The following is a 21,589-nucleotide window of genomic DNA, read 5'->3' as shown; positions in this document are numbered from 1 at the left end:
GGCCCGTCGGGGCCTGTGGACAGCGAGCGAGCGCACGGAAGAAACCCGTCACTCACAGGAGCACACAGCCGCCCCTTCACTCCCCTCCCCCTCCCTTCCCTCACCGTCAAGGGACGGCCAACGGGTTTTCCACAGGCAGGGCACGCACCGCACCGCCGCGCCGCCCGGAGCCCCCTCCCCGCATCACCCGTCCTCCACGTCACCCCTCCCCCGCGGCCACCACGTACCGCCCCCGCAACTCCCGGTACCGCAGCAACTCCGCCGCCACCGGCTCCAGCACCCGTTCCCGCCCACAGGCCGCCGCGGCGTTCCGCAGCCGGCGTTCCGTCTCCAGTCCGTACCCCCGGGCCGGCCCCCGGGCGGCCATCCGGCAGCCCCAGGACAGCAGGGGCGCCCCCGCCGCACAGCCCGCCGTCAGCCCGCCGGGCACCCACCAGGGCACCTCCGTGCCGCCGCAGAGCGCGGTCAGCAACCACACCAGTCCACCCAGTTGCAGCAGCACCAGCATCACCTGTGCAGCCGTGGCCAGAGCCCACCACCGCGGTCGCACCAGCCGGGGCGCGCCGCCCCCGCGCGTCCGTCCGGCGCCCGTCCGCCTGCCGCCCGTACGCCGGTCCCCGGTACGCCTGCCGCCGGTGCGCCACCCGCCCGTACCCCGGCCGGAAGCACGCCGTCCGCCCGTCCTCGTACCCTCCGCTGCGCCGGACGAAGCCCCCGCCGCGCGCCGCCCGCCCGTCCACCGGACGCCGGACGCGCCGCGGCGCGCGGCGGGCAGGGAAGCCGCCGCGCCGGCCTCGTCCAGGGCCTCGGGCAGCCCCTCGGCACCGTTGACGGCGGCCTCGCGGACGGCCAGCGCCCACGGTTCCGGCAGCCCGGCGGACGCCTCGTGCACCAGGGTGCGTACCGCCTGCTCGACCAGCGGCCGGGAGGCCGTGCGCCGCTGCGGCGGTGCCACGTCCGCACCACTGCTCGCACCGGTCTCACCCGTCCGCGCCTCCCGGGTCTTCCGGTAGTGCCGCCAGGCGTGGCCCCAGACCGTCCCGCAGGCCCGTTCCGCGCCGCGCAGCCAGGTCCGTTCGGCACGCAGCCCGGACGCGCGGGCACCGACGGCCTCCGCCAGCCGGTCCTCGAAGTCCAGCCGCGCCCCGTCCGTCAGCCCGGGCCGGCCCTCGGCGACGTAGACGGGGCGCAGCCGTGCCGAGGCGCCGTCGACGTCGGCGGTGAGGCGGAGTTCGGCGGCCTTCCTGCGGGTGACGAACTGGCCGAGCACCTCGCGCAGTTCGCCGACGCCCTCGCCGGTCAGCGCGGACAGGGCCAGGACCGCCGCCCCGGGCTCGCCGTGCTCGCCGAGGGCCAGGCCGTCCTCGTCGAGGAGCCGCCGCAGGTCGTCCAGGACCTGGTCCGCGGCGTCCCCGGAGAGCCGGTCGAGCTGGTTGAGGACGACGAAGGTGACCTCCGCGTAGCCGGCCAGCGGGCGGAGGTAGCGCTCGTGCAGCACCGCGTCGGCGTATTTCTCCGGGTCGACCACCCAGATCACCGCGTCCACCAGCTCCAGCAGCCGGTCGACCTGCTCGCGGTGGCCGGCCGCCGCCGAGTCGTGGTCCGGGAGGTCGAGGAGGACGAGTCCGGCGAACCCGGGGTCGCGGGGGCGCGGCGGCTTGCGACGCGCCCCCTCCGGGATCCCGAGCCGGTCCAGGAGCCCCTCCGCGCGGTCGGTCCAGGCGCACGCGACGGGCGCGGAGGTGGTGGGACGGCGCACTCCGGCCTCGGAGAGCTGGGCGCGGGCGAGGGCGTTGAAGAGGGTGGACTTGCCGCTTCCGGTCGATCCGGCGAGGGCCACGACCGTCAGGTCGAGGGGGTGCCGCTGCCGGACGGCGGCCTCCTCCAGCACGCGTCCGGCCTGGTCGAGCGTCCCGCCGTCGAGCCTCGCCCGGGAGAGTCCGACCAGTTCGCGGAGGGCGTCGAGGCGGGTGAGGAGCGTGCCGCCGAGGACGGTGGCGACGCTCGGCACCGGGCGCGCGGGGACCGCCGCGCGCTCCCGCTGTTCCTGGCGCGCCTTGTCCGGTTGCGTACGCTCCGGGCGTGCGCGGCGGGCGATGAGTCCGTCGTCCCAGGAGCGGTCGACGGCGTCGGACGCGGGCGGCCTCCCCGGCCCGCGGCGGCTGTCGGCTGAGTGCACCGCGGTCACCTTTCCTTCTGCAACACGGACAGCGCGGCGATGAGTTCGACCTGGTGGTCGGGGGTGACGTCGAGGGCTTCCAGGGGGGCGGTACGGCGGTCGCGCTCGGCCCCCAGGACGCGATCCACGCATGCGTCGAGGAGCGCGCCACCACGTTCGCGCAACCGGAGCGCGCTCCGGGCGCCGAGCGCCTCGGCGAGCGCCTCGCTCGCGGACTGCGCCCGCCGTCCGCCCAGCAGTGAGGCGGCGAGCAGCGCCGTCACCCGGTCCGCGTCGGGAACCCCACCGCGTTCGGAACCATGGACATGCCGGACCTGCCGTACCTCCCGCGCCCCACGAGCCTCACGCACCTCCTCCTCCGCGTGCTCCTCCAGGCAGCGGCGCCAGTAGCGCACGGCCACCCCGATCCGGGCGGCGGCGCCCTCCGCGTCCCGCGGGGCCAGCGCGGTGACGGCGGCCGGGTCGCCGGCGCAGGCGGTGGCGATCTCCTCGTCGGCGGCGTCGACGGCGCAGGCCAGCAGGGCGATGAAGGCGTTGGTGAGGGCGGTCAGCAGCTCGTCGGAGGTGCTGTCGCGCGGGTGGCCGCGCCAGTGCGTCAGCGCGTCGCCGGCCAGCGCCTCACCGCCGGCCGCGTCCCGCCGGACCCGGTCCGCGGCCCGGCCGTACGCGTCCTCGACCCGCTGGAGCAGCCGCACCGCCGCCGAGTGCTGCCCGGCCGCGGCCCCGGCCAGCCCCGGCAGCCGCGAACCGAGCGACGCCAGCACGCCGTTGGCGGTACGGGCCCGGGCCACCGTCCGCGAGGCGGGATCCTGGGCTCGCTGGATCAGCCAGGCCCGCAGCCCCGCCACGGCCGTGACCGGCAGCAGCCCGCTCCCGCCGGCCACCGACTCGGGCAGCTCGGGAATGGTGAACCGGGGGACGTCCCCCAGCCCCGCCGCCTCCAGCAGCGCCCCGAACTGCCGCGCCACCTCCCCCGTCACCTGGTGCGGCACCCGGTCCACGACGGTGACCAGCGTGACGTCGTACTCCTTCGCCGCCCGCAGCAGATGCCACGGCACCGCGTCCGCGTACCGGGTGGCCGTGGTGACCAGCACCCACACGTCCGCCGCGCAGATCAGCTGCGCGGCGAGCTCCCGGTTGCGCTCCACGAGGGAGTCGATGTCGGGCGCGTCCAGCAGCGCCAGCCCGCGGGGCAGCGCCCGGTCGGTCTCCAGCCGCAGCCCGGGCCGGTCGTCGTCCTCGTCACCCGTAGGGGTCACCTCTACGGGGACGTCCTCCAGCAGCCCGTCCCGCGCGGGCACCCGGACCCTCCGCAACGCGGGCAGCACCCGCGGCCCGGCGAACCAGTGGTGATCGTCCGGATTGCAGACGAGCACCGGCACCCGCGTCGTCGGCCGCAGCACCCCCGCCTCCGTCACCCGCCGCCCCACCAGCGAGTTCACCAGCGTGGACTTCCCCGCCCCGGTGGATCCCCCCACCACCGCGAGCAACGGCGCTTCGGGGGCGCACAACCGGGGCACGAGGTAGTCGTCAAGCTGCGCAAGGAGCTCGGCACGGTTGCGACGGGCGCGAACGGCGCCGGGAAGGGGGAGCGGAAACCGAGCGGCCTCGACGCGGTCCCGCAGTGCGGACAGCGCGTCGATCAGCCGGGGCCGTACGTCCAAGGTCGCCACATGTGCAGAATGCCCAATTCTGAGGTGTTTTTGAAGCGTATAGACCATGCCGCGCGGGGCGTGGCGAGTGAGGCCCGGGCATAACGAGTACACAACACCCGCCGCAGGAGGCGTCAAAAACGGTGCACGATTCGCACTCGCCTGCGATTATCAGGACCGCTTCACCGAACCTCCACATCGTGTCACGGAGGTGAAGCAACCGGGACGAGGTACGCGGAGCCCTATCCTTGTCCCCGGCAAGGTCACGGCACCACCGAGCCCGGGGCTTCAGCCGTCCGCGACACCGCCGTACCACACCGGCCCCCGTAGCTCAGTGGATAGAGCAGGCGCCTTCTAAGCGCTTGGCCGCAGGTTCGAGTCCTGCCGGGGGCGCACGGTCAGACCCTCCCCTTGGGAGGGTCTTTTTGCTGGTCAGTGTGAGGGTGGCTGGGGTGGGGGGCGCTGGCGGTGGTGATCTGTGTCGGAATCGACGCAGACGACGGCCGCGCAGGGGGCCGTCCCGGGCGCATACTGGGGGCAATGACAAAGCCTGCTGCACTCAAGCGTCATCTGCCCACCAGCCCCTTCGCGGCCAAGGTCACGCCGGCTCCCAAGGACTTCGCCGTGGGCGACCAGGTCACGCATGACATGTACGGACTCGGCCGGGTGACCGGCGTCGAGGACGGGATCGCGGTGCTCGTGGATTTCGGCTCTACCGAAGAGCGGATCCTGAGCCCGTACGCCAAAATGACCAAACTCTAGGACCTCTGTGCCGTGTTGCGGCACGCCGGCCCTTCGCCGGGCCGGCAACGCAAAGGGAGACCTCTCATCGACTCGACCTCACTGTTCTCCGCCCCGGAAGGGGCACCCCGCCGCTCGGCCCTCGAACTGCCGCCTCCGACGACGAACCCCTTCCAGGCCCCGGACTTCGGGGAGGACGAGGCCGTTGCGTCCGAGGACCCGGTCGCGAGTACGTCCTTCTGACGTTGCGCCCCTTCTTTAAACAGGAGGGGCATTTTTCTGTCGCCCTGTCGCCCTGTCGCCCTGTCGCCCTGTGGCCCTGTGGCCCTGTGGGGCCGGTAAGGCCCAGCCAGGCCCCGGTCAGGCCCAGTCGGGCCGGTCACTTCGGTAGCTCCTCCGTCTCCGCCAGGACGTCGTTCCGGCTGCCCGTCAGGAAGCGCAGGATCGCCTGGAGTTCCTGCGGCGAGAAGTCGGAAGCGAGGGTGCGGCTGCGGGCGTCGAGGCCCTTGTAGTAGGCGGCGATGCGGCGGAGGCCCTCGGGAGAGGCTTCCACGATCACGCGGCGGCGGTCCTCGGGGTGCGGGCGGCGGTGAACGTAGCCGCCCTTTTCGAGGCGGTCGAGCATGTGGGTGACCGCGCCGGTGGTGCGGCCCAGGCGGGTGCTGAGGGTGCCGGCGGTGGTGGGGCCCTCACGGTCGAGGGTGTGGAGGCAGAGCAGGTCCGTGGGGGCCACGTTCAGCTGCTGGGCGATGCGGTCGTGGAGCCGTCCGAGCGCGCCGGCCAGGTCGGTCATGGCCAGCATGATGTGGTCGGCGAGGGCGTCCGCCGAGCCGCCCGCCCCTCCAGCCGTCGGCTTGACACTCATTGACATCCCCTTTTAGCTTCGTGGATAAGATACTTAGCGATGCAGCTATTCTAGCCCCGAACCGGAGGATTCCGGATGTCCACCGACGCATCCGCTCCACCCGCCCCGCCCGCGCCACCCGCCACCCCCACCGCGTCCGGCCGGGCGCGGACCCTGGCGCTCGTCGTGATCCTGCTGGCGAGCTTCATGGATCTGCTCGACGTCACGATCATGAACGTCGCCCTTCCCTCGCTCCGCGAGGATCTGGGCGCCTCCCCCGCGCAGTCGCAGTGGCTGCTGGCCGGGTACACGCTGGCGTTCGCGCTCGGCATCGTCACCGGGGCGCGCCTCGGTGATCTCTACGGGTACCGGCGGGTGTTCCTCGTCGGTGTCGCCGGGTTCACCCTGGCCTCCGCGCTGTGCGCCGTCGCGCCCGGCGCCGGAGCGCTGGTGGCGACCCGTGTGGTCCAGGGCGTCTTCGCCGCGGCGATGGTGCCGCAGGTGCTGTCGCAGATCCAGCTGATGTACGCGCCCCACGAGCGCGGCGGCGCGATGGCCGCGTTCTCCTCGCTCAACGGCCTCGCCTCCGCCGTCGGCCCGATCCTCGGCGCCGCCCTGCTGGAGGCCGATCCGTTCGGGCAGGGCTGGCGCGCGGTGTTCTGGCTCAACGTCCCGGTGGGCGTCGTGGCGCTCGTCGTCGCCTCCCGGGCGCTGCCCGAAGGCCGTGCCGGGACCCGGCCCCGGCTGGATCCGCTGGGCATGCTCCTCTCCGGCGCCGGGCTCGTCCTGGTGCTGTACCCGCTGATCGCCGGCAGCGAGGAACGGCCGTGGCCCGCCTGGACGTACGTCTGCCTCACGCTCGGCGTGGCCGTCCTCTTCCTCTTCCACCGCCACGAGAAGGGGCTCTCCGCCGCCGGCCGGACGCCGCTCGTCGAGATGTCGCTGTTCCGGCTGCGCCCGGTCGGCGGCGGGCTGCTGCTGCAGTTCCTGTTCTTCCTGCCGGTCATGGGCTTCTTCCTCACCTTCATGCAACTGCTCCAGGCCGGCCTGGAGATGGGCCCGATGGCCGCCGGCGTCGCGATTCTGCCCTGGCCGATCGCCACCGTCCTCGGCGCCGGGCTCGGCGCGGCCGTCCTCCTGCCGAGGTTCGGCCGGGTCACCGTGCAGCTCGGACTCGTCGTCCTCGCCGTCGGCTTCCTGCTCCTCGCCCTCATCGCGCGGTCGGCTGGCCCCGGCGCGACCTGGCTCGACTTCCTGCCCGGCGTCACCGTCGGCGGACTGGGTCTCGGGCTCACCGTCGCGCCGCTGGCCGCGCTCACGCTGGAGGGCATTCCCGGCGAGCACGCCGGGTCCGGATCCGGCCTGTTCAACACCGTCGCGCAGCTCGCCGCCTCCGCCGGTGTCGCCGTCATGGGCACCGTCTTCTTCGCCGTCCGCGACTCCCACCCCGACGGGCGCGCCCACGGCTACGTCCCCGGTTTCACCGCCACCATGGGGGCCGGTCTCGGCCTCATCGCCCTCTGCTTCGCCGTCAGCTTCCTGCTGCCCCGGAGGTCCGCGCCCCGGTCCTGGTGATCCGGTTTCGGACGAAACCTCCCGTCCCGGACTTCCGGTGGGCGGGAGGCTTCGGCATCGGGTCAGATCGGGTCGGGGCGGGCCGGGCCAGACCGGGTCAGCTCGTCGGCGGCAGCAGCGCCGCCCGCTGCTTGAGCGGTTCCCACCAGGCGCGGTTGTTGCGGTACCAGGCGACCGTCTCCGCCAGCGCCTCCTCGAAGTCGCGGACCGGCCGGTACCCCAGCTCGTCGCGGATCTTGCTCCAGTCGAGCGAGTAGCGGCGGTCGTGGGCCTTGCGGTCCTCGACGTGCCGGACGAGCGACGGTTTCGCGCCGACCGCCTCCACCAGCATGTCGGTGAGCTCGCGGTTGGTCAGTTCGGCGCCGCCGCCGATGTGGTAGATCTCGCCGGCCCGGCCGCGGGTGCGGACGAGTTCGATGCCGCGGATGTGGTCGTCGATGTGCAGCCAGTCGCGGACGTTGCGCCCGTCCCCGTAGAGCGGCACCTCCAGGCCGTCCATCAGATTGGTGACGAACAGCGGTATCAGCTTCTCGGGGAAGTGGTGGTGGCCGTAGTTGTTGGAACAGCGGGTGACGCGTACGTCGAGGTCGTGGGTGCGGTGGCAGGCGAGGGCGAACAGGTCGCCGGCCGCCTTGGCCGCCGCGTAAGGGGAGTTGGGGGACAGCGGCGCGTCCTCGGTCCAGGAGCCGTGATCGATGGAGCCGTAGACCTCGTCGGTCGAAATGTGCACGAAGACCCGGACACCGTTGTGCAGCGCCGCGTCGAGGAGTCTCTGTGTGCCCAGCACATTGGTCCGGACGAAGGCGTCCGCCTCCCGTACGGAACGGTCGACGTGGGACTCGGCCGCGAAGTGGACGATCTGGTCGTGCTCGGCGGCCAGCCGGTCGACCAGCTCGGTGTCGCAGATGTCGCCCTGGACGAAACGGAAGCGGTCGGAGTGGCGGACGGCGTCGAGGTTGGCCGGGACGCCGGCGTAGGTGAGCTTGTCGAGGACGGTGAGGTACGGGCGCTCCGGTCCGTCCCCGGCCAGCAGGGTGCGGACGTAGTGGGAACCGATGAACCCGGCGCCGCCGGTGACGAGGATCCTGGGAACGGCGGCGGTCTCCTGCGCGGCGGTGCGCGTCTCCGTGGTGCGCGTCTCAGTGCTCATGGGGACAGCTCTACCGTGCCGTGATCGCCCCTTACCAGGCAGCGGGCGGACGCAGATTCGGGACTGGGGCCTCCGGATCGTGGCGGTGATCTTCCGTTCCATGCGCCCGGAGGGGTGCGCACAGCGGCCGGAAAGGGAAAGCGCGGCGCGCTTGACGAAGCACGGAATTCATGTCCCCGGAATTTCCCACCGGAGCGATTTGACATTGCGGGAAAATGCGCTCTCGGAATACCTCCGCAGAAATTACGGCCGAAAAGGGCGGGATGGCCGGTTTTCGACGGGCCACCGCCCCCGCCCGGGCCCTGGATGGCGCCCCGCCCAGTCGGCACAGGGTGGAGCCGGCCGTAGGCCATTCCGTCCGGCGATCCCGGGAGCACTCATCCGACATACGCGGGAACGCACGGGAAGCGCCCGTCGAATACGGCCTTCACCGGCCTCATGTGAAATTCCCGCATTACCTGGTTATGCTGTCCGCTTCCTGACGTCCGTATTGCCGAACAGATGGGACCGCTGTATGGGCACGCCGGAGTTTCCCGGCCGCTTGCAGGCGACGTTCGTTCCGGATCCCGACGTGCCGGGAAACGGAGCCATAGCCTTCTGGGGCACCCCCGAACCCGCGGTGGAGGCGGCGGCCCTGGGCCTGCCGGCCGGCGCCGCCGACACCACGGGCACCCGGCTCCCCGCTTCCCTCACTCCTCCCACTCTCCCCACGCTTCCCACCCTTCTGCCGCACGGCGGCTCCCTGGTGGACGTGGACGTCCCCGCGCTGCTGGTCCCGGTCGGCGAGGCGGTCGGCGCGCTGGCTGCCCTGACCGCAACCGGAACCGACGCCGACGCCAGCGACGGCGACGGCGACGACGGCGACGGCGACGGCGACGGCGACGACGTGCCGGAAGCCCCCGCCCCCGGCCGCCCCTGGGGCCACTCCGTCCACGCCTGGGCCGTCGCCGCCCGCCTCGCCCTGGAGCACGTCACCGCCGGCCACCTCGTCCCCGTGCTGCGTGAGGCCGGCGAGGGCCAGGTCCGCGCCCACTGGCGGGCCGCGACCGACGGCGACCCACGGCTGGCGGCCCTCGCCGCGGCTCTGCCCGCCGCCGCCCACGCCCTGCGCGTCCCGACGCCGGACGCCGCCTCCCCACCGAAGGCCACTTCCGCACCGGACGCCACCGACACACCCCCCACCCCCACGCGCGTCTGGTCCCCCCTCGCCCTCCTCACCGCCTTCTGCGACGCCGTCGCCGACGCCTGCGCCCGCACCACCGACGCCCCGGCTCTCGCACCCACCACCCCACCCACTTGGGCAGCCACCCTCACCACCACCCCCAACTCCCCCGATATCCCCGCCTCCGCCGCCCCCACCCCCGACCAGCTCGCCGCATGGGCCCTGGCCGGCGACGGCGAGCGGGCCGCCGTCCGGCTCCACCTCCGCCTCGGCACGCCCGCCGGGCCGGACGCGCTCTGGCCGCTGACCTTCCACCTGGAGGCGGTGGACGAACCGGGCACCCTGGTCTCCGCCCACCGCGTCTGGGACGCCGGTTCCGACCCCCTCCCCCTCGGCGGCCGGGTCCTGGACGGCCCGCAGGAGGCGCTGACCGAGGGGCTGGGCCGCGCGGCCCGCGTGTTCCGGCCCCTCGCCGCCTGTCTGGAGGAGAGCCGGCCGACGCGGGTGCTGCTCAACCCCTTCCAGGCGGCCGGGTTGTTCGGCGACACCGCGACCGCCCTGCACACCGCGGGCATCGGGCTCACCGTCCCGGAGGAGTTGGGCGGCAAAGGCGGCAAAGGTGGCGAAGGCGGTGAAGGAGGTGAAGGCGGTGAAGGAGGTGACGACGGCGCGAGCGGCAATGTCCTCGGCCCCCGCCTCCGCGTCGGCACCCGCCGGACGCACCGAAACACGCACCGAAACACGCACGGAAGCACGCACAACAGCACGCCCGGGAACAACGCCGCACCCCGCGCCCGTACCGTCACCTACCGCTGGGAAGCCGTCGTCGGCGACGACGTGGTGACCCCCGACGAGGTCGCCCTCCTCGCCTCCCGCGGCGAGCCCCTCGCCCCCTGGCGGAACACCTGGATCCGGCTCGACCCCGACCGGATCGACCAACTGGCCGGACTCGTCGGCACGTCGGGACGGCTCTCGACCGCCGAGGCGCTGGCCATCGCGCTGTGCGGCCACCACCGCACCGAGGAGTTCGGCGACGTGCCGGCCGTCGCCGACGGCTCGGTCGCCGACCTCGTCGGGCGGCTGCGCGAGGCGGGCGGGCGCACCGAGCCCGACCTCACCGGTGTGCGCGCCGACCTCCGCGACTACCAGCGGCGCGGCGTCGCCTGGCTGCAGTCCCTCACCGACCTGGGCTTCGGCGCGCTGCTCGCCGACGACATGGGCCTGGGCAAGACGCTCCAGACCATCGCGCTGCTCGCCGGCCGCACCGGCGACCGCCCCCGGCTCGTCGTCTGCCCGACGTCCGTCGTGAGCAACTGGGAGCGCGAACTGGCCCGGTTCGCACCGGGCTTGACCGTCATCCGTCATCACGGTGCCCGGCGGGCCACCGGCCCCGACGCCTTCACCCCAGGCGCGGTCGTCGTCACCAGCTACGCCCTGCTGCGGCTGGACGCCGACCTGCTCGCCTCCGCCGACTGGGACCTCGTCGTCCTGGACGAGGCGCAGCAGATCAAGAACCACACCGCGCAGACGGCCCGCGCGGCCCTGCGCCTGGACGCCCGGGCCCGGGTGGCGCTGACCGGTACCCCGGTCGAGAACCGGCTGTCGGAGCTGTGGTCCATCGCGCACTTCGCCAACCCCGGGCTGCTCGGCTCGCACCGGCGGTTCAAGGAGCGGTTCGCCGGGCCGATCGAGCGCGGCGGCGACCGGGAGGCGGCCGAGCGGCTGCGTGCCGTCGTCTCGCCGTTCGTGCTGCGGCGGATGAAGAGCGCGGTGGTGGACGAGCTGCCGGCCAAGATGGAGTCCACGGTCCCCTGCGACCTCACCGCCGAGCAGGCCCGGCTCTACCGGGCCGCCGTCGCGGACGCGCTCGACGGCGACGACGGGCTCGGCACCGGCATCCGGCGGCAGGGCAACGTGCTGCGGCTGCTCACCCACCTCAAGCAGATCTGCAACCACCCGGCCCAGTACCTGGGCGAGGTCCCGGCGTCCGCGAACGCGCTGGCGGGCCGGTCCGGGAAGCTGATGCGGGCGACGGAGATGCTGGGCGAGGCCGTCGCGGTGGGCGACCGGGCCCTCGTCTTCACCCAGTACCGCGTCATGGGCGAGCTGCTGGCCCGCCACCTCGCCACCGAACTCGGCCTGGACGACGTACCGTTCCTGCACGGCGGCACCCCGGCCGAGCGGCGCGACGCGATGGTGGACGCGTTCCAGCACGGCGACGCGGCGTCCCCGCTGCTCGTCATCAGCCTCAAGGCGGGCGGCTTCGGCCTCAACCTCACCCGGGCCTCGCACGTCCTGCACTACGACCGCTGGTGGAACCCCGCCGTCGAGGACCAGGCCACCGACCGCGCCCACCGCATCGGCCAGACGAAGACCGTGCACGTGCACAAACTGGTCACCGCCGACACCTTCGAGGAACGCATCGACGCGCTCCTGGAGAGCAAGCGCTCCCTCGCGGACGCCGTCGTCGGTACGAGTGAGACCTGGCTGGCCGAGCTCGACGACGCCGCCCTGCGCGCCCTCGTCCGCCTCGCCGACTCGGAGGAGTCCACGAGCGCGGGCGACCCGACCCCCTCGGCAGTCACAGGAGAAACGGCATGAGCACCGCCACGCGCCGCGCCACACACACCCACGAAAAGCCCGCCACCCGGGGGAAGCCGGCCGGCCGCGAGAAACCGGCCGCCCCGGGCGGCACCTGGTGGAGCAGGCGCTGGATCCGCGCCCTGGAGTCGCTGGGCGCCACCTACCCCAACCCCCGCCTCCCGCGCGGCCGTACGCTGGCCCGCCAGGGCGCGGTCCAGGGCCTGACGGTCCGCCCGGGCGAGGTCACCGCCCGGGTGGAACTGGCCAAGACGAGTTACGAGGTGACGCTGCGGCTCCCGGTCTTCGGCGACGGCGAGTGGACGGCCGGCGTCCGGGTGCTGGCCGGGCAGCTCCGGCACGCGGCGTCCCTGCTCGAAGGCCGGATGCCCGAGGACATCGACGCCACCTTCGGCAAAGCCGGGCTCGCCCTCTTCCCCCGGCGCGGCGAGCTTTCCTGCCACTGCGACTGCCGGGACAGCGGTGACCCGTGTTCCCACGGTGCCGCCGTCCACTACACCTTCGCCGACGCCCTCCAGGACAACCCCTTCCTACTGCCCGCCCTGCGCGGGCGCGGCCGGGAGAGGCTGCTGACCGAACTGCGGGCCGCCCGGTCCGGCGGCACCGCCGACGCGTCCGCCGCCCCCGAGACCATCGCCGCCGCCGAACTGCCCGCCGACGACTCCTACTTCACCGGCGGCGACCTCACCGCCGTCCCCCTGCACCCCCAGCCGCCCGCCGACCCCGCCCGCAGGCTGCGCCGGCTGGGCCCGCCGCCGGGCCGCTCACCGGCCGACGCCGAGCTGCTGGCCGGCGCGGTGGAACGGGCCGCGGCCCACGCGTGGCGCACGGCGGGAGGGAGCGCCTGAGCGGATGCGAGAACGAAAGCGGAACCTCGGCCTCACTTCTCCTTGAGCTTGAGGTACCGCAGGGCTTCCTTGTACAGCTTGTCGCCGTCCGCCCGCGCCTTGCCCTTCTCCGGCATCGTCACCTCGAAGTACCAGGCGGTGTCCTTCGCCTTGTTGACGATGACGCGGGTGCGGCGGACGGCCTTGGGATCGTTGTCACCGGAGCCGGACTTCCGGTAGACGGTCGTCATCTCCACCGAATCGAGGCCGTCGAAGGAGGGCGCGGAGTCGATCGACGACTTGGCCTCCGTGATCCCGGACAAGTTGCCCTTTTCGAAGTCCGCCTTGCGCTTGGCGGCCTCGCCGCGCGCCGAGTCGACCTGCTTGGTCTTGTCTGACGCGTCGGAGGAGCCGGCGGGCGGGTCGCTCTCGGTGAACAGCGAGATGCGGTAGACCCCGCCGGGGTCGTTGAAGAGCACCCAGTGCTCGTCGGGCTTGATCTCCTTGACGTAGTCCTCCGGCACCGCCAGCGACGCCTTGACGATCTCCGGCTCGTCGACGACCTTCCAGTGCAGCGGCGTCGCCGGCCCGTACCCGAACGGGTTGATGGCGAACAGCGCGACGGCCGCGCCCACCACGACGACCCCGACGCCCAGGGACCACTGCGTCTTCCGCTTGTGGTGCAGCACCGGCGGGATCCACCGGCTGCCGGTCACCGCCGGCGTCGGCGCCGCCGACGCGGGCGCCACGGGCGCCGGGCGCGCGACCTCCTCCAGAGCCGCGCGCACCTCGGACGTCGTCGGCCGGGCGGACGGCTCCTTCCGCAGCAGGCGCATCACGATGTCGGTGAAGACGGCCGGCCCCCGGGTCGGACGCGGCGGTTCCGCGGAGAGGACGGCCTGCATCGTCGCCTGCGTGTTGGAGCGGCGGAACGGGGACATGCCCTCGACGGCCGCGTACAGGACGACGCCCAGCGACCACAGGTCGGACGCGGGCCCGGGCCGCTGTCCCAACGCCCGTTCCGGGGCGACGAACTCGGGTGAGCCGATGAAGCCGCCGGTCTCGGTGAGGCCCTGCTCGCCCTCGATCTGCGCGATGCCGAAGTCGGTGAGCACGACCCGGTCGTGCCGCCCGAGCAGGACGTTGTCCGGCTTGACGTCCCGGTGCAGCACTCCCGCCTCGTGCGCCGCCTCCAGCGCGCCCAGCACGGCGAGGCCGACGCGGGCGGCCTCGCGGGCGTCCAGCGTCCCCTCGTTCAGCCGGCCGCCCAGCGACTGCCCCTTGACCAGCTCCATGACGATCCAGGGTCGGCCGTCCTCCACCACCACGTCGTGCACGGCGACGACGGAGGGGTGCGCGACGCGGGCGGCGGCGCGGGCCTCGCGCTGCATCCGCAGGTGGATGGTCTGCCGCATGGACTCCGGCAGGTGGTCCGGGACGCGCGGCTCCTTGACGGCGACCTCGCGGTCCACGACCTCGTCGTGCGCCCGCCACACCGTTCCCATGCCGCCGTGGCCCAGCCGCGACCGGAGCAGGTACCGCCCGCCCACCCGGCGGCCGGCGCCCGGCTCCCCCACAGCCGTCCCCGGACCCGCGGCCGTCACCGAGCCCCCGGCCGTACCCGGACCCATCGCCGGCCCCGGACCGGCTGCCGCACCCGAATCCATCGCCGACCCCGAACCCGCCGCCATCCCCGGCCCCCCGACCGGTCCCGTCCCGCCGGGGGCCACGTCGGCGGCCGCGCCGGGCGCGACGGCCATCGCGGCCGGGTCCTGTGTCACCGGCGGCGCCGCCGGGTCCGCATACGGGTTCGGCCAGGCCGGGGCCGGCGGCCGCAGGTCGTAACTGGTGGGCTGATGCGCCCTTCCCCCGTCGTTGGTCATGCCCCCATCATCGGCCACGCGCGCCGGGCCCCGTAATCGCCCGTGTATTACCCCCTCGGCGCACCCTCGCCGTCCCGCCTCCGCCCGGGGACCACGCGCCCCTGCCGTCCCGCGCCCCACCCGCCCCTACCGTCCCGAACAGGGGTTCCGTCCGGCCGGACCGCCGTATTAGCGTGAGGGGCCGGGCGCGGGACGCGGGCCTGGAACGACGGAACGGCCGTCACCGGCCGCGTGCCGACGAGCAGTTCACGAGCGCGACGGAACACACGAGTACAACGGACGACGGAACAACGGACCGACAGCACGACGGAACGACGGAACGACGGAACGAAGAAAAAACCGCAAAGGACCCAGCCGTGCCCCACCCGCAAGCCGTGCCTCCCCCGCAACCCGCGCCCCACCCGGCCGGAAGACTGCTCGCCGTCAGCGACCTCCACATCGCCCACTCCGAGAACCGCGCCCTCACCGAGACCCTGCGCCCCACCCACGACGACGACTGGTTGATCGTCGCCGGCGACGTCGCCGAGCGGTACGACGACGTCGAGTGGGCGCTCCGGCTGCTCGCCGGCCGCTTCGCCAAGGTGATCTGGGCGCCCGGCAACCACGAGCTGTGGACCCCGCCCAAGGACCCCTGCGACCTGCGCGGCGAGAAGCGCTACCTGCGCCTGGTGGAGCTCTGCCGCGAACTCGGCGTCGCCACGCCCGAGGACCCCTACCCGGTGTGGGAGGGCGACGGCGGCCCGGTGGCCGTCGCGCCGCTGTTCACCCTCTACGACTACACCTTCCGCGTCCCCGGCGCCGACACCAAGGAGGAGTCGCTGCGCCGGGCCTACGAGGCGGGCGTCGTCTGCACCGACGAGCACTTCCTGCACCCCGACCCGTACGCCACCCGCGACGACTGGTGCCGGGCGCGCGTCGCCTACACCGAGCGCCGGCTGGCGGAGGTCGACCCCGGTATGCGGACGGTGCTCGTCAGCCACTGGCCACTGGTCCGCGAACCCACCCGGATCCTGCGCTACCCGGACTTCGCCCAGTGGTGCGGCACCGAGCTCACCGCCGACTGGCACGTCCGCTTCCGGGCCGCCGCCGCGGTCTACGGGCACCTGCACATCCCGCGCGTGACCCGGTACGACGGGGTCCGCTTCGAGGAGGTGTCGGTCGGCTACCCGCGCGAGTGGCGGCCCCGGCCGCCCCGCGAGCCGCTCCGGCAGATCCTGCCCCAGCCCGTCGACGAGCCGGGAGCCGTCTGGTGATCGCCGCGATCCTGCCCTCCTGGGCCGTCACCGAACACGCCTTCACCGACGCCCCGGACGACCCGGTGAGCCTCCTCTTCCCCGAGGAGGCCGCCCATGTCGCCCGCGCCGTCCCCAAGCGCCTGCACGAGTTCGCCACCGTCCGGGTGTGCGCCCGCGCCGCCCTCGGCCGGCTGGGCCTCCCGCCCGGTCCGCTGCTGCCCGGCAAGCGGGGCGCGCCGGGCTGGCCAGACGGGGTGGTGGGCAGCATGACGCACTGTCAGGGCTTCCGGGGCGCCGCCGTCGCGCGGGCCGCCGACGCCGCGTCGCTCGGGATAGACGCCGAGCCGAACGGACCGCTCCCGGACGGCGTCCTCGACATGGTCTCGCTGCCGTCCGAACGCGAGTGGCTCGCCGACCTGGCGGCCCGCCGGCCGGACGTGCACTGGGAACGGCTGCTGTTCAGCGCCAAGGAGAGCGTCTTCAAGGCGTGGTACCCGCTGACCGGCCTGGAGCTGGACTTCGACGAGGCCGAGCTGGCCGTCGATCCGGACGCCGGGACGTTCACGGCCCGGCTGCTGGTGCCGGGTCCGGTGGTCGGCGGCCACCGGCTGGACGGCTTCGAGGGGCGCTGGGCGGCGGGCGAGGGCCTCGTCGTCACGGCCATCGCCGTCCCGGCGCCGGCCGGTGCCGCGACGGGAGGGACCACAAAGGAAATCGAGGACGACCGGACCACCGTCTCCTGAAAACGGCGTGCTCCTGAAAACGGCGTGGCGCCCGCCGACCGCGTCGGGGGCGCCACGAACGGGCGCCGGCCCGGCGGGCCCTCCGCCGTGCGGAGCGGAGGCCCGGCGCGGACGCGCCCGGTGTCGTCGGGGTGCGGTGCGTCAGTCGTTGACGCAGACGTTGCCGTTGGTCGAGTTGAGCAGCCCGACGATGTCGATGGTGTTACCGCAGAGGTTGATGGGGAGGTGGATCGGGATCTGGATGACGTTGCCCGAGACGACGCCCGGGGAGCCGACGGCCGCCCCCTTGGCGTTCGAGTCGGCGAGGGCGGTGCCGGAGACGCCGGCGAGCGCCGTGCCCACGGTGGCGGTGAGGGCCGCTGCCTTGGCGATTCGTGACATGGGGTGACACCTTCGTTCGGTCTGACAGGGTCGAGCTCACGGCCGCTGACGGCCGGGAGCCCGGATCAACGTCCGATCACCCCGAAGGTTTCGAATCGTGCGGCGGACGGGTGACCGGCCGCCGAACGGCCCCGCCGGGCCCCGGAAGGTGCCATGACGTCCGTGCGACGTCTGTACAGCCGCGCCCCGTACCGCGTACAACGCGTACAAGGGAGGGACGGACGACCGGCGGGAAGGAGCGGGCCATGCGCGGGATCGCGATCGTCGGGGCGGGTCAGGCCGGACTGCATCTGGCGCTGGGGCTGCTGGGGACGGGAGGCGGATCCTCCGGTCACGAGGTGCTGCTCGTGTCCGACCGGACGCCGGACGGGATCCGCGCCGGGCGGGTGCAGTCGACGCAGCAGATGTTCGGCCCGGCCAGGGCGCTGGAGCGGGCGGCCGGGCTGAACCTGTGGGACGCCGAGGCGCCCCCGATCACCGGCGCCCGGCTGACCACCGCCGAACCGCCGGGCACGGTCCTCCGCGCGTTCGGCGGGACGCTGGACGAGCCGGCGCAGTCGGTGGACCTGCGGCTGAAGACCGCCCGCTGGCTGGAGCTGTTCGAGGAGCGCGGCGGACGCGTCGAGTACCGCCCGGTGACCGCCGACGACCTGCCGGGCCTCGCCGCCGCCCACGACCTGACCGTGCTCGCCTCCGGCCGCGGCGATCTCGGGTCCGTCCTCGGCCGCGACCCCCGGCACAGCCCCCACGACCGGCCGCGGCGCGCCCTCGCCGTCGTCTACCTGCACGGCGTCCACCCGCATCCGGAGGAGCCCGGCCGGCTGCGGATGACGTCCGTGCCGGGCGTCGGCGAGCTGTTCGTGTTGCCGGCGCTCACCCTCTCCGGCCCCTGCACGATCCTGATGTGGGAGGCCGTGCCGGACGGCCCGTTCGACCGCTGGCGGGACTCCCCGGGCCCGGCGGAGCTCCTCGCCCGCTCGCTGGAGCTGATGCGGGAGTACGTCCCGTGGGAGTACGAGCTGTGCGCGGACGCCGAGCCGACGGACGCCGGTGCCGCCCTGACCGGCGCGGTCACCCCCGTCGTCCGGCATCCGGTGGCGGAAGTGGCGCCCGGGACGCATGTGTTGGGCATGGCGGACGCCGTGGTGCTCAACGACCCGCTGGCCGGGCAGGGCTGCAACAGCGCGGCCCGCTGCGCCGACCGGTACCTGCGGGCGATCACCGACCGCGGCGACCGGCCGTTCGACCACGCCTGGATGTACGGGGCGTTCGCGTCCTGGTGGGAGCACGCGCGGCACGCCGTCGCCTTCGGCGACCTGCTGCTCGGCCCGCTCCCGGACCACGCGCGGCGCGTCGTGCTCGCGGCGGCGGACCACCCGGAGATCGCCCACCGCTACGTCAACGGCTTCGCCGACCCGGCCGGCTACCGCGACTGGCTGCTGGACGCCGACCGGGCGGACGCGTACCTGACGGCGGTCACGGGCCGGCCGGTGCCGGAGGCGGGTGCCGGGGGTGGGGTCTGACGGAGGGGGGCTGACGGGCGGCGCCTGACGTGCGGAGCCCGGCGGACGGGGTCTGACGGGCGGGGCTCCCGTGCGAGGCCTGCCGTGCGGCGCCCGGCGGGTGGCCGTCCGGCCCGTGCGTTAGCGTGACCGGGTGAGCACGACACCGGCCGCCCCAGGCACCGCCCCGGGCACCACCCCGGCCACCGCCGCCGCACGGCACCGCCCCGGCCAGGGGCCCGTCGTGGCCGCGGTGTCCCTCGGCGGCGGACTGGGCGCGGCGGCCCGCTACGGGGCCGGTCTGCTGTGGCCGACGCCGGACGGCGCCTTCCCCTGGACGACGTTCCTGGTCAACGCGACCGGCTGCGCCCTCATCGGCGTCCTGCTCGCGACCATCGCCGAACGGGGTTCCCCGCACCGGCTGCTGCGCCCCTTCCTCGGCACCGGCGTGCTCGGCGGGTACACGACGTTCTCCACCTACGCCGTCGACGTCCGGCACTTCCTGGCGGACGGCCGGACGGCGACCGGGCTGCTGTACCTGGCCGCGACGCCGCTCGCCGCGCTGGCCGCGGTGTGGGCCGCGTCCGCCGTGACGCGCCGGCTGGTGCGGGGAGGCCGACGGTGATCCCGCGCGGCCCGGCGCTCCGGCTGACGGTGTACCTCGGCGAGTCCGACACCGCGCACGGCCGGCCGCTCGCCTCCGAGCTCGTCCACCGCGCCCACCGGGCCGGGCTGGCGGGCGCCAGCGTGTTCCGGGGCGTCGAGGGCTACGGCGCCTCGTCCCGCGTGCACACCGCGCGGCTGCTGTCGCTGAGCGAGGACCTGCCGGTGGCGGTGGTGATCGTGGACGTGCCGGAGCGGGTACGGGCGTTCCTGCCCGTCGTCGACGAGCTGCTGGACGAGGGGTCCGGCGGGCTCGTCACCCTGGACGAGGTCGAGGTCCACCGGGGGTGAACTGGCTGTTCGTCGTCGCCGGCGCCATGGTCGGCGCTCCGCTGCGCTACCTCGTCGACCGGGCCGTCCAGGCGCGGCACGATTCGGTGTTCCCCTGGGGGACGTTCACGGTCAACGTCGTCGGCTGCCTTGTGCTGGGGGTGGTGACGGCCGTCGCCCCGCAGGACGTCCGGCTGGGGCTGGGCACCGGGCTGTGCGGGGCGCTGACCACGTACTCGACGTTCTCGTACGAGACGCTGCGGCTGGCGGAGGACGGGGCGCGGGGGCTGGCGGTGCTGAACGTGCTGGGGAGCGTGGCGGCGGGGCTGGGGGCGGCGTACGCGGGGGTGTGGCTCGGCGGGGCGGTCTAGCGCGGGCTGTTCTCACGGTTCCCGCTCAGCGCCGCCTGTTCACGATTCCCGCCCGGCGCGGTCTGTCCACGACTCACGCCTCCCCCAAGTGCTCCAGCAGCACCCCCCACAACTCCCGTGCCGCGCGCGGCGGGGGCGCGTCCTTGCGGTGGGCCACCGCGACCGTCCGGCGCATCCGGTCGCCGTCGAACGGGGTGACGCGCAGCCCCGAGCGGGCGGCGACCATGCCGGGGACGACGGCGACGCCGAGGCCGGCGCGGACGAAGCCCAGGACGGCGTCCATCTCGCCGCCCTCCACCGTGAACGACGGCTCGAAACCGGCCGCCCGGCAGGCCCCGATGGTCATCTCGCGCAGGTCGTAGCCCCGCCGGAACATCACCATCGGCAGTCCGCGCAGGTCCTCCACCCGGATCCGGGCCCGGCGGACCGGTGGCGGGGCGGACGGGGAGGAGACGACGACCAGGTCCTCGTGGAGCAGCTCGGTGGTGGTCAGGGCGGGGGCGCCGACGCCCAGCGGGGTGATGATCAGGGCCAGGTCGAGGGCGCCGGCGGCCAGGTCGCGGACCAGGTCGCGGGAGCCGCCCTCGTCGATGAACAGCTCGATCCCCGGATAGCGCGCGTGGTAGGCGCGCAGCACGTCCGGGACCAGGCTGGCGCACAGGCTCGGCGGCGCGCCGAGCCGTACCCGGCCGCGCCGGAGCTGGGCGACCTCCTGGACCTCGCGCCGCGCGGTGTCGGTGTCGGCGAGGATGCGCCGGGCGAGGGGCAGCAGCGCCTCGCCCGCGTCGGTCAGCTTGATGTTGCCGCGCGCCCGGTGGAACAGGTCGGCGCCCAATTCCCGTTCCAGCGCCCGGATCTGCTGGGAGAGCGACGGCTGGGCGACGTGGAGGGTCTCGGCGGCGCGGGTGAAGTGACGTACTTCGGCCACCGTCGCGAAGTAGCGAAGCTGCTGGAGTTGCACGGCGACCAGGATAGATAGGCGCTCTCTATGGAAACCAGGCCCGCCATGTCTTGGACGCATGAATCTTGCCGACCTACTGTCGGCGGCATGGCACTGGCGACCCGGACGGAGCGATCCCCGTCCTCCACCGAGCCCCCCTCCGAGCCCCCTTCCAGGCGCGCCGCCGGGCGGTCCCCGTCCCTCCTGGGCCGCCTGTGGCGCTCGACCGTCGGCAAGAAGGCGGTCATGGCGACCACCGGCCTGATCATGCTGGCGTACCTGGTCGCCCACATGCTGGGCAATCTCAAGGTCTTCTTCGGGCCCGGGGAGCTCAACCACTACGGGCACTGGATCCGCACCATCGGCGAGCCCTTCCTGCACCGCATGTGGTTCCTGTGGCTGACGCGGGTGGTGCTCACGGCGTCCGTGGTGCTGCACGGCGTGGCCGCCTACCAGTTGAGCCGCCGGGACCTGGCCGCCCGTCCGGCGAAGTACGAGCGGAAGCGGGCCCGGGCGAGCTACGCCACCCGCACCATGCGCTGGGGCGGGGTGATCCTCGGTTTGTTCATCGTCTGGCACATCCTCGACCTCACCACCCTCACGGTGAACCCCAACGCCGAGGAGGGGCACCCGTACCAGAACCTGGTGGCGTCCTTCGACCGCTGGTACGTGAGCGCCTTCTACATCGCCGCGATGCTCGCACTCGGCCTGCACATCCGGCACGGATTCTGGAGCGCGGCCCAGACGCTGGGCGCCAACTCCCCGCGCCGGGACCGGGCGTTCAAGGTGATCGCCAACGGGCTGGCCGCCCTGCTGACCCTCGGCTTCCTCGCCGTCCCGATCGGCGTGCTGACAGGAATCGTGAGCTGA

At 74.0% G+C, this 21,589-nt stretch carries 18 protein-coding genes and 1 tRNA gene; 12 read left to right on the top strand and 7 right to left on the bottom strand.

Annotated features, from left to right (window positions below; all coding sequences use genetic code 11):
- Positions 1-199 precede the first annotated feature (199 nt).
- Together K7I03_RS21625 and K7I03_RS21620 are read right to left on the bottom strand one after the other, a co-directional pair.
- Positions 200-2,188 (bottom strand): GTPase, encoded by a 1,989-nt coding sequence (locus tag K7I03_RS21625; RefSeq protein WP_185944915.1) that lies wholly within the window; start codon positions 2,186-2,188, stop codon positions 200-202.
- Positions 2,185-3,843, bottom strand: coding sequence for a dynamin family protein (locus K7I03_RS21620; RefSeq protein WP_185944984.1), 1,659 nt, complete (start codon positions 3,841-3,843; stop codon positions 2,185-2,187). The genes K7I03_RS21625 and K7I03_RS21620 overlap by 4 nt, the downstream gene beginning before the upstream one ends.
- Before the next feature lie 308 nt (positions 3,844-4,151).
- Here K7I03_RS21620 and K7I03_RS21615 point away from each other — a divergent pair.
- Both K7I03_RS21615 and K7I03_RS21610 read left to right on the top strand, forming a co-directional pair.
- A tRNA-Arg gene (locus K7I03_RS21615) sits at positions 4,152-4,224 on the top strand.
- 147 nt (positions 4,225-4,371) lie between these two features.
- Positions 4,372-4,593, top strand: a complete 222-nt coding sequence (locus K7I03_RS21610; RefSeq protein ID WP_224347147.1) for a CarD family transcriptional regulator — start codon at positions 4,372-4,374, stop codon at positions 4,591-4,593.
- A gap of 358 nt (positions 4,594-4,951) precedes the next feature.
- Here K7I03_RS21610 and K7I03_RS21605 read toward each other — a convergent pair whose 3' ends face one another.
- A complete protein-coding gene (locus K7I03_RS21605) occupies positions 4,952-5,437 on the bottom strand; it encodes a MarR family winged helix-turn-helix transcriptional regulator (protein ID WP_185944914.1) in 486 nt (161 codons plus the stop codon).
- A 75-nt stretch (positions 5,438-5,512) separates the two neighbouring features.
- On the opposite strand from K7I03_RS21605, the gene K7I03_RS21600 reads away from it, so the two are divergent.
- Entirely contained in the window at positions 5,513-6,991 is a 1,479-nt protein-coding gene (locus tag K7I03_RS21600; protein WP_185944913.1) for an MFS transporter, read from the top strand.
- A 97-nt stretch (positions 6,992-7,088) separates the two neighbouring features.
- Here K7I03_RS21600 and rfbB read toward each other — a convergent pair whose 3' ends face one another.
- Complete coding sequence (gene rfbB / locus K7I03_RS21595; RefSeq protein ID WP_221903427.1) at positions 7,089-8,141, bottom strand: dTDP-glucose 4,6-dehydratase; 1,053 nt, start codon at positions 8,139-8,141, stop codon at positions 7,089-7,091.
- A 571-nt stretch (positions 8,142-8,712) separates the two neighbouring features.
- On the opposite strand from rfbB, the gene K7I03_RS21590 reads away from it, so the two are divergent.
- Positions 8,713-11,904, top strand: a complete 3,192-nt coding sequence (locus K7I03_RS21590) for a DEAD/DEAH box helicase (RefSeq protein WP_185944912.1) — start codon at positions 8,713-8,715, stop codon at positions 11,902-11,904.
- On the top strand, positions 11,901-12,752 hold the full coding sequence (locus tag K7I03_RS21585; protein ID WP_185944911.1) for an SWIM zinc finger family protein: 852 nt from the start codon (positions 11,901-11,903) through the stop codon (positions 12,750-12,752). The genes K7I03_RS21590 and K7I03_RS21585 overlap by 4 nt, the downstream gene beginning before the upstream one ends.
- A gap of 32 nt (positions 12,753-12,784) precedes the next feature.
- Here the strand turns inward: K7I03_RS21585 and K7I03_RS21580 are convergent, their stop codons facing one another.
- A complete protein-coding gene (locus K7I03_RS21580) occupies positions 12,785-14,614 on the bottom strand; it encodes a serine/threonine-protein kinase (RefSeq protein WP_185944910.1) in 1,830 nt (609 codons plus the stop codon).
- 356 nt (positions 14,615-14,970) lie between these two features.
- On the opposite strand from K7I03_RS21580, the gene K7I03_RS21575 reads away from it, so the two are divergent.
- Positions 14,971-15,867: a metallophosphoesterase family protein gene (locus tag K7I03_RS21575; RefSeq protein ID WP_224347146.1), complete on the top strand. Its 897-nt coding sequence runs from the start codon at positions 14,971-14,973 to the stop codon at positions 15,865-15,867.
- The gene (locus tag K7I03_RS21570; RefSeq protein ID WP_185944909.1) at positions 15,864-16,592 is read left to right on the top strand and encodes a 4'-phosphopantetheinyl transferase family protein; all 729 of its coding nucleotides are present in this window, start codon (positions 15,864-15,866) and stop codon (positions 16,590-16,592) included. The genes K7I03_RS21575 and K7I03_RS21570 overlap by 4 nt, the downstream gene beginning before the upstream one ends.
- A 141-nt stretch (positions 16,593-16,733) precedes the next feature.
- Here the strand turns inward: K7I03_RS21570 and K7I03_RS21565 are convergent, their stop codons facing one another.
- Positions 16,734-16,973 (bottom strand): chaplin, encoded by a 240-nt coding sequence (locus tag K7I03_RS21565; protein WP_185944908.1) that lies wholly within the window; start codon positions 16,971-16,973, stop codon positions 16,734-16,736.
- 245 nt (positions 16,974-17,218) lie between these two features.
- Here K7I03_RS21565 and K7I03_RS21560 point away from each other — a divergent pair, with 245 nt between their 5' ends.
- The 4 genes from K7I03_RS21560 (at position 17,219) to crcB (ending at position 19,779) form a co-directional block, all read left to right on the top strand.
- Positions 17,219-18,496, top strand: coding sequence for a styrene monooxygenase/indole monooxygenase family protein (locus K7I03_RS21560; protein WP_185944907.1), 1,278 nt, complete (start codon positions 17,219-17,221; stop codon positions 18,494-18,496).
- Between the two features lie 133 nt (positions 18,497-18,629).
- Entirely contained in the window at positions 18,630-19,100 is a 471-nt protein-coding gene (locus K7I03_RS21555; RefSeq protein WP_185944906.1) for a fluoride efflux transporter FluC, read from the top strand.
- Entirely contained in the window at positions 19,097-19,429 is a 333-nt protein-coding gene (locus K7I03_RS21550; protein WP_004954959.1) for a DUF190 domain-containing protein, read from the top strand. The genes K7I03_RS21555 and K7I03_RS21550 overlap by 4 nt, the downstream gene beginning before the upstream one ends.
- Entirely contained in the window at positions 19,426-19,779 is a 354-nt protein-coding gene (gene crcB / locus K7I03_RS21545) for a fluoride efflux transporter CrcB (protein WP_185944905.1), read from the top strand. Before K7I03_RS21550 ends, crcB begins: the two co-directional genes overlap by 4 nt.
- A 73-nt stretch (positions 19,780-19,852) precedes the next feature.
- Here crcB and K7I03_RS21540 read toward each other — a convergent pair whose 3' ends face one another.
- Positions 19,853-20,740: a LysR substrate-binding domain-containing protein gene (locus K7I03_RS21540; RefSeq protein ID WP_224347145.1), complete on the bottom strand. Its 888-nt coding sequence runs from the start codon at positions 20,738-20,740 to the stop codon at positions 19,853-19,855.
- Positions 20,741-20,827: 87 nt separating this feature from the next.
- Here K7I03_RS21540 and K7I03_RS21535 point away from each other — a divergent pair, with 87 nt between their 5' ends.
- Positions 20,828-21,589, top strand: coding sequence for a succinate dehydrogenase cytochrome b subunit (locus tag K7I03_RS21535; RefSeq protein WP_185944903.1), 762 nt, complete (start codon positions 20,828-20,830; stop codon positions 21,587-21,589).

The organism is Streptomyces mobaraensis, from assembly GCF_020099395.1.
GTDB lineage: Bacteria > Actinomycetota > Actinomycetes > Streptomycetales > Streptomycetaceae > Streptomyces.
Note: the sequence above shows the minus strand (reverse complement) of the source record. Positions and strands in the feature narration are given on the sequence as shown.